Consider the following 14,889-nt stretch of genomic DNA (forward strand, 5'->3'; position numbering starts at 1 on the left):
TTGCGCCCTGACCGGCGCGAGGAGCTGGCCGCCGCCCTGGCGGAGGTCGAGCGGCGCGTCGAGGAGGCGTGCCGGGCGGCCGGCCGGTCGCGGGCGGAGGTCACCCTCATCGCGGTGACCAAGACCTACCCGGCCTCCGACGTGCGCCTGCTCGCCGGGCTGGGCGTCTCGCACGTGGGGGAGAACCGCGACCAGGAGGCGGCGGACAAGGCCGCCGCCTGCGCCGACCTCGATCTCACCTGGCACTTCATCGGCCAGTTACAGACGAACAAGGTCCGCTCCGTCGTCGCGTACGCCCACATGGTCCACTCGGTCGACCGTCCCCGCCTGGTGGAGGCGCTCGGCCGCGAGGCCGTACGGGCCGGGCGCGAGGTGGACTGCCTCATCCAGGTCTCCCTCGACGAGGGCGCCGGGCGGGGCGGCGCGCGGCCGGAGGAGGCGCCCGCCCTCGGGGCGCTCGTCGCGAAGACCGAGGGGCTGCGGCTGCGGGGGGTCATGGCGGTCGCCCCGCTGGGGGAGGACCCGGCGCCGGCGTTCGCCCGGCTGCGGGCCGTCGCCGGACGCCTCCGCGAGGAACACCCCGGCGCGGATGTGATATCGGCCGGAATGAGCGGAGACATCCCCCAAGCCATCGCGAACGGCGCGACACACCTGAGAGTCGGTACGGCGTTGCTCGGCCGCAGAAAGCCCTTCGTCAGGTAATGTCCCCCAAGTGGACCATGGTGTCCGCGCTCCAGGTAGAGGTCGATCAGCGGTGAGCTCCAAGGGGGGTACGGCTACCGCCCTGGCCTTCCCCAGGGACCTTGTAGGCACCAGAAACGCGGAGGACGACGAGCGATGGCCGGCGCGATGCGCAAGATGGCGGTCTACCTCGGTCTCGTGGAGGACGACCGCTACGAAGACAGGTACACGGCGGAGTACGGCACCGACGAGGACTACGGCGACGAGGACTACGAGTCGTCGCGGCGCGGCTTCGCCGCGACCTCCGGTGCGCACGCCGGGGCTCCGGAGCGCGACGAGGACACCGAGACGTCCGTCCCGGCTCCGCGTCCCCCCACGACCGTGCTGGAGCGCCGTACGACCGATCTGGCGCGGATCACCACCCTGCATCCGCGCACATACAACGAGGCGCGCACGATCGGCGAGCACTTCCGCGAGGGCACGCCGGTCATCATGAATCTGACAGAGATGGTCGACAGCGACGCCAAGCGCCTTGTCGATTTCGCGGCAGGTCTCGTCTTTGGCCTACACGGCAGCATCGAACGTGTTACCAACAAGGTGTTCCTGTTGTCCCCCGCCAACGTTGAGGTGACCGCCGAGGACAAGGCCAGAATCGCGGAACGCGGCTTCTTCAACCAGAGCTAGAGTTCCATACATGAACAGTGACCGGCTTAGCGGTGCCCCTGTGGCCCGGAGGCGGCGGAACAGAGGGGAGGCGGGGCTCGACCGTGGGGATCATTAGCGAGATCTTGGTCATCGCCCTGACCCTCTACCTGGTTCTGCTGATCGGCAGAATGATCATAGATACGGTGCAGGCGTTCGCCCGCTCCTGGCGGCCCACGGGGGTCGTCCTGGTGCTGGCTGAGGTCACCTATACGGCGACCGACCCACCCCTCAAGTTCCTCCGCCGTTTCATTCCGCCCCTCAGGTTGGGTACGGTGGCCTTTGACCTGAGCTTCACAGTGCTGTTCATTGTGGTTTTGGTCTTGATCCAAGTCGTGAACGCGCTTCCACGTTGATCGGGTAACGCTCTACCGGACAGACTCCAAGCGCGCCAAGGAGACCCAAATGCCGTTGACGCCCGCTGATGTGCGGAACAAGCAGTTCAGTACCACCCGGCTGAGGCCGGGGTACGACGAGGAGGAGGTCGACGCGTTCCTCGACGAGGTCGAGGCCGAGCTTGACCGTCTCATCCAGGAGAACGAGGAACTCCGCGCGAAGCTGGCCGAGTGCCTCAGGGGCAAGGTCCCCGGCGGCATGGGCATGCCGGGCTCCATGCAGATGGCGTCCGCTCCGGTGGCCGAGCCCAAGCCCGAGATGATGGCCCCCCAGCCGGAGCCGATCAAGCCTCCGGAGCCGGCGCGCCCCGAGCCGGTGCCCGTCGGCATGGGCCTGCCGCCCGCCGAGGACAACATGGACACCGCGGCCCGCGTGCTCGCCCTCGCGCAGCAGACGGCCGACCAGGCGATCGCCGACGCCCGCCGCGAGGCGGACGAGACGGTGACCCGCGCGCGGCGTGAGGCCGACGACATCCTCGGCAAGGCCCGCCGTCAGGCCGAGCAGATCATCGGCGACGCCCGCGCCCGGGCCGAGACCCTGGAGCGCGACGCCCAGGAGCGGCACCGCCAGGCCATGGGCACGCTGGTGCAGACCCGCGACGAGATCGAGCGCAAGGTGGAGGACCTGCGGATCATCGAGCGCGAGTACCGCAGCCGCCTGAAGCTGTTCCTGGAGGACCAGCTCAACAAGCTGAACGTCTCCGCCGAGGGCAGCGGCCCCTTCCCGATCCTCGGTGGCGGTCCGGCCATGGCCCACGCCGCCGCGCCGGGTCCGCAGCAGGTGACAGGCGCGCCCAACCCGTTCGCCCAGGAGCCTCCCCAGCACTCCGGCGCCTTCCCCGGTCCCGACGGCCCCCACAACGACCGCCGGTAAGCAGTGGCGGGTCCTCAAAGGGACCCGGTAGCTCGGAGAACCCCCGTGATCCTCATCAGTGCCGCACTGGTCCTCGCCGCCATCGTCCTGCTCATCGCGGGCGTCGTGCTGGGGACGCCCCCCCTAGTGATGTGGTCGATCGTCGTCAGCGTGCTGTCGGCGGTCTGTCTGCTGATCGGGGCACTGCTGAGGCGCCACGAGCTGTTCCCGTCCGGCGGGCGTGCCGCCGAGGGGACCGCTCCCACCCCCCAGGGTTCGACCACGCCCCAGCTCGCGCCGGTCGGCGCGATGAGCGGGGCGTACGGCGGGACCCTCGCAGGGGCACCGGCGCACCCGGTGGCGACGCCCATGGTGGCGGCACCGCCGGTCACGCATCACGGGGCTGTGCCGCCCCAGTCTTTTCCTGCACAGCCCTTTCCCTCCCAGGCCTTCCCCGCGCAGCCCTTCCCGCCGCAGCCCTCCCAGCGGACGGTGCCGGTCTCCCGGACGCCGGCCACCGCGGGCCGCGGCCTCGCCCCCGACGCGATCGTCCTGGTGATCCCGGGGCGCAGACGCTTCCACCTGGCCACCTGCCGCCAGCTCGTGGGGCGCGAGACCGAGGAGCTGACCTACGAGGAGGCCCGCGAGGAGGGCTTCACCCCCTGCACCACCTGCCTCCCCGAGACCTTCGCCCGTACGGCGGAGCCCGAGGAGCCCGCACCCGGCGACAGCGCCACCGGCGGCGACACGGCTCCCGGCGACGCCGCTCTCGGTGACACAGGCCCCGGTGACGCAGCCTCCGGCGAAGCCGCCGACGAGAGCCCGGCCCGGGGTGAGACACCCCCCGGTGACAGCGCGCCCGGTGACACGGCTCTCCGCGCCGACGCCCCCCGTAGTGCGGCGGCTGGTGGCAGTGCGGCCCGTGACACTGCTCTCCGCGCCGACGCCCCCAGCAGCGACACCGCCGGTGACAGCGCGGCCGGCGACGCCACGATCAGCGCCGGCGTTCCGCGCGGCGAAGCCGGACCCCAGACGACCCGCCGCCCCGCAGGGGCCTCCGCCGCCACCGGCCCGGAGTCTCCCCGTTCCGCAGCAGCCGACCCCAAGCCGCCCGTTTCCGGGCTCCCCGAGACCGGCGTGCAGGGATCACGCCCGTCCGGGCCCGCCCGCCCGTCCGGCACCACGGCTTCCCAGGCTGCGACATCCGGGGCTGCGACATCCAGCGCCGTCTCCTCCGGCATCACGGCATCCGGCAGCGCGTCCTCCGGCGGCGTGTCTTCTGGGGCTGCGTCTTCCGGCACCGGGTCTTCTGGCACTGCGTCTTCTGTGGCTGCGTCTTCTGGTACTGGGAAGTCCGGTTCCGCTTCGTCTGGCACCGGTTCTTCGACCAGCTCATCGTCCGCGTCCGGGTCGTCCGCGTCCGGTTCGACGGCAGGGGCGGAGGAGCGGGACGAGAAGCGCGAAGGAAAGCCTGGGACGTCGTCAGGCGTGACCGAGGACGAGAGCGACGGCCACACGCCGGTGGACTGGTTCGGCCGGAGCGTGACGAAGCCGTCCGGCGCCGGGAGCCCGGCCTCCGGTACCCCGTCGCCGGGATCATCCACGTCCGGGTCGTCCGGAGTGTCCGCGTCGTCGTCCGGGTCGTCGGCGTCTTCGGTGTCTTCGGTGTCTTCGGTGTCGTCCTGGTCCGCACGGTCCTGGTCGCCGTCCGGCACCGGGGACGAACCCGGCCGGGCCGACGACGAGACGGACGAGTCGATCACCGACACGGCGGAACACGACTGGTTCAGACCAGGAAGGGTGCGGCCCTGGGACCCGGCCCCGGCCGGTGCCGCCGGAGGCGAGGACCCGGGAGAGAGCGCTTCCTCCCCTTCCGCCCAGCCGGGCGCGGCCAAGGCAGCCAAGCCGGGCGCGACCAAGGCACCGGGCAAGAAGCCGGTGGAGCCGGCGGAGACCACCGAATCCGGGCGCGCCGGGTTCGAGGCCTCCGCCGGTCCCACCACCTCGAATTTGACGGACGCCGCGCCCGACAGCGACGCGGGTGCCACCTCGGCAGCGGCCGACGGCGGCACGGGCACCCGTGACACACGTGGCGGTGCGGGCAAGAGCAGTGGCGCGGCAGAAAAGGGCACGGCAGGTGAGCGGGCCGACCGTGCCGGCAGAACCGACCGTGCCAGCAGTGCTGACGGTGCCGACAGCGCCGACGACGACGCCGATGGTGCCGGTCGCCCGGCAAAGCCGTCCGCGGGCCCGAACGGGGACGAGGCCGGGGACGCTCGGGTGCGGGTGATGGTCGGCACGCGGCGCTTCCACAGCGCCGAATGCCCCCTGGTCAGCGGGATGGACGACAGCGGCGTGGAGACCATGACGCGAGCCGAGGCCGAGTCGTCCGGCCTCACCCCCTGTTCCGTCTGCCAAGGCGGCTGATCCTCGCGGACGATGGGGCCGGTCGGGTGAGTCCGACCGGCCCCTCGCCGTCTGTCGTGAAGGCGCCGCTTGTCAGGCCCTGCGCAGGCGGAAGGACAGGCCGAGGTCGGCGTCCTCGTGGGCCGGCAGGTCCTCGTCCGGACCGTCCCCGTCCGCGGTGATCTCGGTCATGCTCGCCGCCAGCACCTCCTCGGCGACGGCCGCCCCGCTCTCGCGCAGCGCTCCGGCGAGCTCGCCGTCCGCCGACCACCACAGGTCGATGCGGTCGGTGATGGACAGGCCGGTGGACTTGCGGGCCTCCTGGACGAGCCGGATCACGTCGCGCACCAGGCCCGCCCGGCGCAGCTCGTCGGTGATCGTCAGGTCGAGCGCCACGGTCTCGCCGGTGCCGGTGTCGATCGCTCCGGTCTCCACGGCCCAGCCCGTCCGGGGCTGCTCGGTGACGATCACGTCGTCCGGGCCGAGCTCCACCGTGCCCAGCTCTCCGGCCTCGACCACGGCCGATCCGCCCGAGCGCAGCGCACGGGCCAGCTCCGCCGGTTCGGCCGCCGACACGGCGGAGGCCACGAGCTTGGTCTGCGAGCCGAACCGCTTGCCGAGGCTGCGGAAGTTCGGCTTGACCGTGAACGTCACCAGGTCGGCGGAGAAGCCGGACAGGTCCTCCAGCCGCTGGACGTTCAGCTCGTCGGCGATCAGGTCGCGCAGCTCGCCGGGGAGCGCGGCCCAGCCCGGGGCCCCGACCAGTGCCCGCCCGAGCGGCTGTCGGGTCTTGACCGAGGAGGAGGCACGGGCCGACCGGCCCAGCTCCACGAGCCGGCGCACCAGCGCCATCCGCTCCGACAGCTCGGGGTCGAGCAGCGCCGTGTTCGCCTCCGGCCAGGACGCCAGGTGCACCGAGGCCGGGGCGTCCGGGCCGCGCAGCGCGTCCCACAGGTAGTCCGTGAGGAACGGCACGAGCGGGGCCATGAGCCGGGTGACCGTCTCCAGGCACTCGTACAGCGTCGCGAAGGCCGCGGCCTCGCCCGTCCAGAAGCGGCGGCGCGAGCGGCGGACGTACCAGTTGGACAGGTCGTCCAGGAACTCGGTGAGCCGCCGCCCGGCGCGGGCCGTGTCGAACTCCTCCAGCGAGGCGGTGACCTCGGTCACCGTACGGTGCAGCTCCGCCAGCGCCCACCGGTCGATCAGCGGCCGGTCGGCGTACGCCGGCGCCTCGGCCACCCGGGCGGGCGACCACGACTCGGCGTTGGCGTAGAGGGTGAAGAACGACGCGGTGTTCCAGTAGGTCAGCAGGACCTTGCGGACGATCTCCTCCAGCGCGGCGTGGCCGATCCGCCGGGGCGCCCAGGGGGAGCCGGAGGTGGCCATGTACCAGCGCAGGGAGTCGGCGCCGTGCTGGTCCATCAGCGGCATCGGCCGCAGCACGTTGCCGAGATGCTTGCTCATCTTGCGGCCGTCCTCGGCGAGGATCAGCCCGAGGCACAGCACGTTCTCGTACGACGAGCGGCCGAAGACCAGCGTGCCGACGGCCATCATCGAGTAGAACCAGCCGCGGGTCTGGTCGATCGCCTCGCAGATGAACTGACCCGGGTAGGACTTCTCGAAGACGTCCTCGTTGACCAGCGGGGCGCCCCACTGGGCGAATGGCATGGCGCCCGAGTCGTACCAGACGTCGATCACGTCCGGCACCCGGCGCGCCTCCGCCTGACACGTCGGGCAGGGGAAGGACACGTCGTCGACGAACGGGCGGTGCGGGTCGAGGGCGGTGAGGTCGCGGCCCGCCAGCTCGCCCAGCTCCTTCAGCGAGCCGACGCACGTGACGTGGTCCTCGTCCTGCGAGCAGACCCACAGCGGCAGCGGCGTGCCCCAGTAGCGGGACCGCGACAGCGCCCAGTCGACGTTGTTGCGGAGCCACTCGCCGTACCGGCCGTGCTTGATCGTCTCGGGGAACCAGTTCGTGCCCTCGTTCTCGGCGAGGAGCCGGTCCTTGACCGCGGTGGTCCTGATGTACCAGGAGGGGAGCGCGTAGTAGAGCAGCGGGGTGTGGCAGCGCCAGCAGTGCGGGTAGCTGTGCTCGAAGTGCTCGCCGCGGAACAGCAGGCCGCGCTCGCGCAGGTTCTCCGTCAGCGGCTCGTCGGCGTCCTTGAAGAACAGCCCGCCCACGAACGGCACGTCCGGCGCGAAGCGCCCGTCGGGGCCGATCGGGTTGACGACCGGCAGGCCGTACCGCTTGCAGACGGCCATGTCGTCGGCGCCGAAGGCGGGCGCCTGGTGGACCAGGCCGGTGCCGTCCTCGACCGTGACGTACGTGCCGAGCACGACGTAGTGGGCGTTCTCGATGTCCACCAGGTCGAAGGGCCGCCGGTAGGCGGTGTGCTCCAGCTCCGAGCCCTGATAGCTGGCCAGCACCTCGGCGTCCTCTCCGAGGACCCGCCGAAGCAGCGGCTCGGCCACCACGAGTACCTCGTCACCGCGCCGGGCCGCGACGTACGTCACGTCGGGGTGCACGGCGACGGCGGTGTTGGACACCAGGGTCCAGGGGGTGGTGGTCCAGATCAGCAGAGTGGCGCCCAGGTCGGCCAAAGGACCGGAGACGACGGGCATCCGGACGTACACCGACGGGCTGGAGACGGTCTCGTAGCCGCCGGGCTGGCCGAGCTCGTGGTCGGACAGGCCCGTGCCGCAGCGGGGGCAGTAGGGCGTGATCCGGTGGTCGCGGAACAGCAGGTTCTTGTCCCAGACGACCTTGAGCGACCACCACACGGCCTCGACGTACTGGGGGTCCATGGTGCGGTAGGCCTGGGACATGTCGACCCAGTAGCCCATCCGCTCGGTCATCTCCTCGAACGCGTCCACGTGCCGCAGCACCGACTCGCGGCAGCGTTCGTTGAACTCGGCGATGCCGTACGCCTCGATCTCCGGCTTGCCGGACAGGCCGAGTTCCTTCTCCACGGCGACCTCGACGGGCAGGCCGTGGCAGTCCCAACCGGCCTTGCGGGGCACGTGGTAGCCGCGCATCGACTTGTAGCGGGGGAAGACGTCCTTGAAGACCCGGGCCTCGACGTGGTGGACGCCCGGCATGCCGTTGGCGGTGGGCGGGCCCTCGTAGAACACCCAGGAAGGTCCGGCGGCGTTCTGTTCCAGCGAACGCTCGAAGATCTTCCCGTCCCGCCAGCGTTCGAGGACCTCTCGTTCGAGGGCCGGCAGGTCGACCTGCGCGGGAAGTGAGCGGAAGTAGTGGGAAGACATCGTCGGGTGTGACCTCCACGCGGTGGCTGACAGAGCTGGTTCACGCGTGAAGGGACGAAGCCGGGGACGGCTCCGCGGTACCACCCTTCTTGACGCCCGCTGCCGGACGCCCTCTCGTTTCACTGCCGCTGCCGGTTCTACTGGGCCGATGGCCTTTCTTCCGGCGGCTCCGGGGTGATCTTCCCACCGCGGCCCGCCCCGGGCTCACACCGTCCCCGGGTCGCTGAGCGGGCGGATGCGGAGGTACTCGTCCCCATCAACGCCTTGCAGACTACGAGGATAACGCGGACCGGCCGCGGGGGCTTCCCGATATCCGGACGGCGCCCCGGCGACGGCGGGCGACACCCGGGTGAGATCCGGCCCGGGGCGGGAATACGTGGGAGGAACATACGTGGACACCCCGAGTGTTGTGAGGGGTGCGCGCCCTGGTCTCCGGCGGAGTCCTCATGGGGTGCCCGGCGGCGGGAGCCGGGCCGCCGTACCAGCCGCGGCAAAGTGGATCAAAAATGGGGCGACGGGGAGGAGCTGGCCGAACGCGCCATCCTGGTACGGATGGGGTAAAAGCCTCGGCGAGCCCGTTGCCGATTCGTTATCGGCGACCTATGCTTCCCGGACCTGGCCGAAGTGCTCCTGTGCGAAGGGGAGGCACGCAATGACGACCCGCACGGCGAGAACCGCCATCAGTGACGACGTCTGGTCCGACGAGGAGCTCGCCGGTGTCTGCGAGCGGCTGCGGCACGAGATCGGGGAGCTGCGCGCCGACATCGCCAGGGCGGAGGAGCAGCTCGCCTCGGGGGACGTGAGCCAGGGCGCGGGGGACGATCCGGCCGACGCCGGCGCCAAGACCTATGAGCGTGAGCGCGAGATCGCCCTTACCCTGAATGCGCGCGACCTGCTCGCGCAGAACGAGCGGGCGATCGCCCGCGTCGACGCAGGGACATACGGAGAGTGCGAATCGTGCCACAAGCCGATCGGCAAGGAGCGCCTGCGGGCGTTCCCGAGGGCGACGCTGTGCGTAGCGTGCAAGCAGCGGGAGGAGCGCCGCTGAGCGGCGCCGGCTGGGCGAGGCCCGGCAACCGGGCGCGGAGGATCGCCCTCCTCGTCGTCGTGGCCACGGTGATCTACGCGCTCGACCAGGTCAGCAAGTTCCTCGTGGTGAAGTTCCTGGAGCACGAGGAGCCCCTGACCGTCGTTCCCGGCGCGCTCGTCCTGACCGTGATCCGCAACGCCGGTGCCGCCTTCAGCATCGGCACCGGCATGACGATCGTGTTCACGGTGATCGCGCTGACCGTCGTCGTCGCGATCGTCCGTACGGCCCGGCAGCTGCGCAGCCTGCCCTGGGCGATCACGCTCGGGCTGCTGCTCGGCGGGGCCGTCGGCAACCTGACCGACCGGATCTTCCGGTCGCCGGCGCCGTTCCAGGGGCACGTGGTCGACTTCATCCAGGCGTTCCCCGTCACCCGGTTCCCGGTGTTCAACGTCGCGGACTCCGCGATCGTCTGCGGCGGCGTGCTCGCGGTGTTCCTGGCCTGGCGCGGCTACCAGATCGACGGCACCCGCCAGACGGAGGAGGAGACCTCCGGTTCCGGCGCGGAGCAGGCGGCGGAACCGGCCGGCAACGAGAGCCGTGCGGAGACCCGGGGCGAGGTCCCTGAGCAGACCCGGGAGCAGACCCGGGAGCAGGCGGGGGACCGGTCGAGGGAGCGGGCCGATGGGTGACCGCCGCAGTCTGCCCGTTCCCGACGGGCTGGAGGGCGAGCGTCTCGACGCGGCCCTGGCCCGGTTGTTCGGCTTCTCCCGCACCCGCGCGGCCGAGTTGATCGCCGCCGGGGAGGTGCTGGTCGACGGCGCGGTCCCGGCGAAGTCCGACCGCGTCCACGCCGGCGCCTGGCTGGACGTCACGATCCCGCCGCCGCCCGCCGCCCCGATGCCCGTGGCCGAGCCCGTCCCCGGCATGACGATCCTGTACGAGGACGACGACGTCGTCGTGGTGAGCAAGCCGATCGGGGTGGCGGCGCACCCCACGGTCGGCTGGACCGGCCCGACCGTGATCGGCGGACTGCTCGGCGGCGGCCATCGCGTCTCCACCAGCGGCGCGGCCGAGCGGCAGGGCATCGTCCACCGGCTGGACGCCAACACCACCGGCGTCATGGTCGTCGCCAAGAGCGAGCGGGCCTACACGCACCTCAAGCGGGCCTTCAAGGAACGCACGGTCGACAAGCGCTACCACGCGCTCGTCCAGGGGCACATGGACCCGCTGCGGGGCACGGTGGACGCCCCCATCGACCGGCACCCCTCAGGTGACGGACGCTTCGCGGTGGTGGCCGGCGGCAAGGACTCGGTCACGCACTACGACACGATCGAGGCGTTCCGGGCGGCGTCGCTGCTCGACATCAAGCTGGAGACCGGCCGGACCCACCAGATCCGGGTCCACATGGCCGCGCTCAGGCATCCGTGCGTCGGCGACCTGCTCTACGGCGCCGATCCCACGCTGGCCGCCCGCCTGGGCGTGCGGCGGCAGTGGCTGCACGCGGTCTCGCTGTCGTTCGAGCACCCGGCGACGGGGGAGTGGATGACGTTCACCAGCGACTACCCCGACGACCTGGGCCGCGCGCTGGAGATCCTCGGCGACGAGGGCTGAGCGGCCCGCGTCGCTCAGGCGTTCCAGTCGATCTCCGGCTGGGTGTAGCCGTCCGGGAAGTCTCCGGTGGCGTCGCCCGCCCCGGCCGGGTCACCGGTGCCCTTTCCCTTTCCCTGGTTGCCCGTGCCCTGGTTTCCCGACTTTCCCGACTTTCCCGAGTTTCCCTTGCCCTGGTTTCCCTTGCCGGTGGGCGACTGGGCCGCGCCGGAGTTCTGGCCCTTGGCGGGCTTCTGCGTGCCGGGACCCGCCGCGGCGGGCTTGCCTTTTGGGGCCTTGGCCTTACCGCCGGGCTCCGCCTGGTTCTTCGCCTTGGGCGCGGACCTCTCCGTACTCCTGGCGCGGCTCTCCTGCGCCCGCCGCCCGTCGCCGCCGTAGGATCCGGCCCTGGAGTTCGCGACCGGCCTGGCCGCCGTACGGCCGGAGGCGCCGCTTCCGGCGCCGTCGGCGGCCTCCAGGACCCTGGCCTTGTCGGGCACGGCCTTGGCGGTCTTGGTCGCGAAGACGGTCACGGTGGGCACGCTGACGACGGCGGTCCCCCGGGGGTCGGCCGCGGTCCGGGCGGTCGCGAACGCCGCCGCGCCCGCGGCGACGCCGACCAGGGCGACGAGCGCGCCCGTTCCGACCGCCACCGCCCAGGGCCTGCGGCGCGGGCCCGCCGGAGCCGGCGCGGTGACCGGCGCGGGGGTGGGAGTGCGCCCGGCGTCCGGCGCGGGCACGGATGCCGGTACGGACGCGGGCAGGGGCGTGGGCCCGGACAGGGGAACGAGAGCCGGAGCGGTCGCCTCGCCCTGGTGGAACAGCGGCACGAACCGGGCGAGACGCGGCGGCTGCCGGGGACGCGGCACCACCGGGTCGGCCACCCGCCCGGTGGCCACCGCGTGCAGGTGCTGCATCGCCAGGTCGGCCGTCATCCTGACATCGGGGTCCTTGACCAGGAGCCCCGCGATGACCGGGGCCAGCGGCCCGGCCCGGTGCATGGGGCCGGACTCCTCGTACATCACCGCGGCCAGCGTCGCGAGCGCGTGACCCCGGTTGAACGGCGAGTGCCCCTCCACCGCCAGGAACAACGTCACCCCGAGGGACCACAGATCGGACGCCCGCTGCGCCTGCCGTCCCGCCGCCCGTTCGGGGGCGATGAACGCCGGTGTCCCCACGAGCATGCCGGTGCGGGTGACGGGGGAGTCGTCCTCCATCGCCGCGATGCCGAAGTCGGTCAGCACGACCCGGCCGTCCTCGGCGAGCAGGACGTTGTCAGGCTTGACGTCCCGGTGCAGCACCCCGTTGGCGTGCGCGACCCGCAGCCCGGCCAGCACCTGCGCGCCGATCTCCGCCACCCGGCGCGGCGGGAGCGGTCCCTCGTCGCGGATGACCGATCCCAGCGTCCGGGACGGCACCAGTTCCAGCACGATCCAGGGGTAGCCGCCCTCTTCGAAGGCGTCGTACACCGCCGCCACGTTCGGATGGCTGATCCGTCCGGCCGCCCTGGCCTCCCGGAAGGTCCGGATCGTGAAGACGTCCCGTTCCGTCCCGGTCATCTCGGCGGACTGGTGCAGTTCCTTGACGGCGACCTCGCGTTCGAGCACCTGGTCGACCGCGCGCCACACGGTGCCCATGCCGCCCCGCCCCAGCGGCTCGATCAGGCGATAGCGTCCTGCCACGACACGTTCGGAGGTCTGCGCATCAGCCATGGTTGTCGCGCTACCCCGGTTGGGGGAACGCATGCGACATCGTTACCTTTCTGGGACAAAAGGCTTCTGGCATGTACGCGTCGGCTGGATCGTCATCCGGGCTGGAAGGTGCGGGCGAAGGCCTTGAAGTATGACAACCCGGAAGTCCAGCGGGCGTCGCTCACCTGCCAGTAGAGGGCGACGCACCGGCCGTCGGCGAGCCGGAAGGCGCGGTCGAGCACCCGCACCTTCCCGCTGCTGACCGTGTGGGTGAACTCCCAGTCGGCGGAGGGAACGCCCAGGTAGGTGCCCGGTGTGATGCCGATGCGTTCGTAGCCGCGCAGGTATCCCTTCTCGGTCGAGGCCTCCTCGACCGTGCGCACGGCCCTGACCGGGTCGTCGGTCTCCCAGGGGGTCAGGTCCACCTGCAGGTAGTCCCGGCCGTTCGGGGCGTGGAAGCGCACCCGCGTGGCCTCCCTGCCGTACGGGGTCCAGCCGGAGGGCAGGCCGATCGTGAAGCCCAGCGGGTCGCGGTGGGTCCGCCAGCCGGCGGGCAGCGTGGTGGCCGGCCGCGAAGACGGCTCTTTGGACGGCTCCTCTGACGGCTCCTCGGACTGCTCCTCGGACTGCTCGGGCGACGGAGGTCCGGAGGTCGGCCCGGTGTAGGGACTCGGCTCGCCGGTGCCGTCCGACGTGGAGTCGCCCGTGGAGTCCCCTGTGGAGTCCCCTGTGGAGTCCCCAGTGGTGCCGGTGTCGTTGCCGGTGCCGTTCTCGGAGGCCGACGCGGAGTCCCGGCCGACCTGCCCCGCGACGAGCGTCTTGTAGCCGTACCACCCGCCCACCACGACGCCCACGATCAGCACCGGGAGCAGGACCAGCAGGGCCACTTTGCCTGCCGGGCCGCGCCGCGCGCCGGACTGTCCCGGAGCAGGGGGGAGGGAGTGCGGGGGGTGTGTTGCGGCCGCGCCGTACGCGCCGGGGCCGGGCTGCCCCGGACCCGGCGGCACGCTCTGCCAGGAGCCGCCGTACGGCTGGGCCCCCGGCGGCGTCTGCTGCCAGTGCGCGCCGGACGGCTGTCCCGGCGGGGGTGGGCTCGTCTGCCAGTGACCGCCACCGGGCGGCGGCGATCCGGAGGGCGCCGGCTGCCAGGAACCGCTCGGCGGCTGCTGCGGCCCGGACGGGTTCGGCTGCCAGGAGCCGGGCGGGGGCGCGGCGGCCGCCGGTCCCGGGCCGGCCGCGATGGCGGCGTTGAGCAGGGCGGCGGTCTCGGCCGGGGAGATGCGGTGGGCCGGGTCCTTGCGCAGCAGGCCTTCGAGCACGGGCGTGAGGGCCCCCGCCCGCAGGGGCGGCGCGGGATCGTCGTGCAGCACGGCCGCCATCGTGGCCACCGCCGAGTTGCGGTCGAACGGCGTCCTGCCCTCCACCGCGGCGTACAGCGTCGCGCCGAGGGACCACAGGTCGGACTCGGGGGTCGCGGGATAGCCGTTGAGCCGCTCGGGCGGCAGGAACGCGGGAGTGCCGGTGATGCCGCCGGTCATGGTCAGCGCGGTCTCCTCCGGCATGGTCGCGATGCCGAAGTCGGTGAGCACGACCCGGGTCTCCCCGCTGAGCAGCACGTTCTCCGGCTTCACGTCCCGGTGCAGCACTCCGGCGGCGTGCGCGGTGCACAGCGCGTCGAGGACCTGCAGGCCGATGGCGGCCACCCGGCCGGGCGGGAGCGGGCCCTGGTCGCGCAGCGCCTGGCCGAGGGAGCGCGACTGGACGAGTTGCATCACGATCCAGGGCCGGCCGTCCTCCTCGATGACGTCGTGGACGACGACGACGTTGGGATGGTCGATGCGGCCCGCCGCCCGCGCCTCGCGGATCGTCCGCCGGTTGAACGTGTCCCGGTCCTCTTCCGAGGTGGGATGGTAGAGCACCTCTTTCACGGCCACCGTACGGTCGAGCAGGTCGTCATGGGCACGCCAGACGACGCCCATGCCCCCGCGGCCGATCGGTTCGAGCAGGCGATATCTGCCCGCCACCCGACGCTCTTCGTCCACCCGCCCCTCCTCGAAACCCCCTGAATGGTCCCACAGGCGGGCGCCCGGGCGTCCGCCGTGCCGAAAATCCCGGCGACGGCGGGCACTTCGGAAGACCGGACAGGGACGAGGACGCGCGCACGGCTCGCAACCGTCACCCGCGCTCCGGCGCGCGAACCCGATGCTCAGTCGTTATGGCGCGTTATAAAAGGCGGATTCGGTTCGCTTGGACTGTGCTGACCTGCGATAACGCCTT

The 14,889-nt window shown here is 72.1% G+C and carries 11 protein-coding genes; 8 read left to right on the top strand and 3 right to left on the bottom strand.

Annotated elements, in window-relative coordinates:
- The 5 genes from FED44_RS25490 to FED44_RS25510 all read left to right on the top strand — a co-directional run bounded on the left by FED44_RS25490 (position 1) and on the right by FED44_RS25510 (position 5,058).
- Positions 1–702: a YggS family pyridoxal phosphate-dependent enzyme gene (locus FED44_RS25490; protein ID WP_208759185.1), complete on the top strand. Its 702-nt coding sequence runs from the start codon at positions 1–3 to the stop codon at positions 700–702.
- Positions 703–837: 135 nt separating this feature from the next.
- Positions 838–1,365, top strand: a complete 528-nt coding sequence (locus FED44_RS25495) for a cell division protein SepF (RefSeq protein ID WP_117410377.1) — start codon at positions 838–840, stop codon at positions 1,363–1,365.
- 83 nt (positions 1,366–1,448) lie between these two features.
- A complete protein-coding gene (locus FED44_RS25500) occupies positions 1,449–1,739 on the top strand; it encodes a YggT family protein (RefSeq protein WP_117410376.1) in 291 nt (96 codons plus the stop codon).
- Positions 1,740–1,788: 49 nt separating this feature from the next.
- Positions 1,789–2,652, top strand: coding sequence for a DivIVA domain-containing protein (locus FED44_RS25505; protein WP_117410375.1), 864 nt, complete (start codon positions 1,789–1,791; stop codon positions 2,650–2,652).
- A 45-nt stretch (positions 2,653–2,697) separates the two neighbouring features.
- Complete coding sequence (locus FED44_RS25510) at positions 2,698–5,058, top strand: hypothetical protein (RefSeq protein WP_138462312.1); 2,361 nt, start codon at positions 2,698–2,700, stop codon at positions 5,056–5,058.
- Between the two features lie 72 nt (positions 5,059–5,130).
- Here the strand turns inward: FED44_RS25510 and ileS are convergent, their stop codons facing one another.
- Positions 5,131–8,304: an isoleucine--tRNA ligase gene (gene ileS, locus FED44_RS25515; RefSeq protein ID WP_138462313.1), complete on the bottom strand. Its 3,174-nt coding sequence runs from the start codon at positions 8,302–8,304 to the stop codon at positions 5,131–5,133.
- A gap of 652 nt (positions 8,305–8,956) precedes the next feature.
- Between ileS and FED44_RS25520 the strand changes: the two genes are divergently transcribed.
- The 3 genes from FED44_RS25520 to FED44_RS25530 are packed head-to-tail and all read left to right on the top strand — an operon-like array spanning position 8,957 to position 10,945.
- A complete protein-coding gene (locus FED44_RS25520) occupies positions 8,957–9,352 on the top strand; it encodes a TraR/DksA family transcriptional regulator (protein ID WP_138462314.1) in 396 nt (131 codons plus the stop codon).
- Complete coding sequence (gene lspA, locus FED44_RS25525; RefSeq protein ID WP_244302260.1) at positions 9,325–10,023, top strand: signal peptidase II; 699 nt, start codon at positions 9,325–9,327, stop codon at positions 10,021–10,023. The genes FED44_RS25520 and lspA overlap by 28 nt, the downstream gene beginning before the upstream one ends.
- Positions 10,016–10,945: an RluA family pseudouridine synthase gene (locus tag FED44_RS25530; RefSeq protein WP_117410369.1), complete on the top strand. Its 930-nt coding sequence runs from the start codon at positions 10,016–10,018 to the stop codon at positions 10,943–10,945. Before lspA ends, FED44_RS25530 begins: the two co-directional genes overlap by 8 nt.
- A gap of 14 nt (positions 10,946–10,959) precedes the next feature.
- Here the strand turns inward: FED44_RS25530 and FED44_RS36605 are convergent, their stop codons facing one another.
- The gene (locus FED44_RS36605) at positions 10,960–12,633 is read right to left on the bottom strand and encodes a serine/threonine-protein kinase (RefSeq protein WP_208759167.1); all 1,674 of its coding nucleotides are present in this window, start codon (positions 12,631–12,633) and stop codon (positions 10,960–10,962) included.
- Positions 12,634–12,725: 92 nt separating this feature from the next.
- Positions 12,726–14,654, bottom strand: coding sequence for a serine/threonine-protein kinase (locus FED44_RS25540; protein WP_138462316.1), 1,929 nt, complete (start codon positions 14,652–14,654; stop codon positions 12,726–12,728).
- Positions 14,655–14,889: the final 235 nt, after the last annotated feature.

Origin of the sequence: Microbispora triticiradicis (assembly GCF_005864065.1) — a bacterium.
In the GTDB taxonomy this organism is placed as follows: domain Bacteria; phylum Actinomycetota; class Actinomycetes; order Streptosporangiales; family Streptosporangiaceae; genus Microbispora; species Microbispora triticiradicis.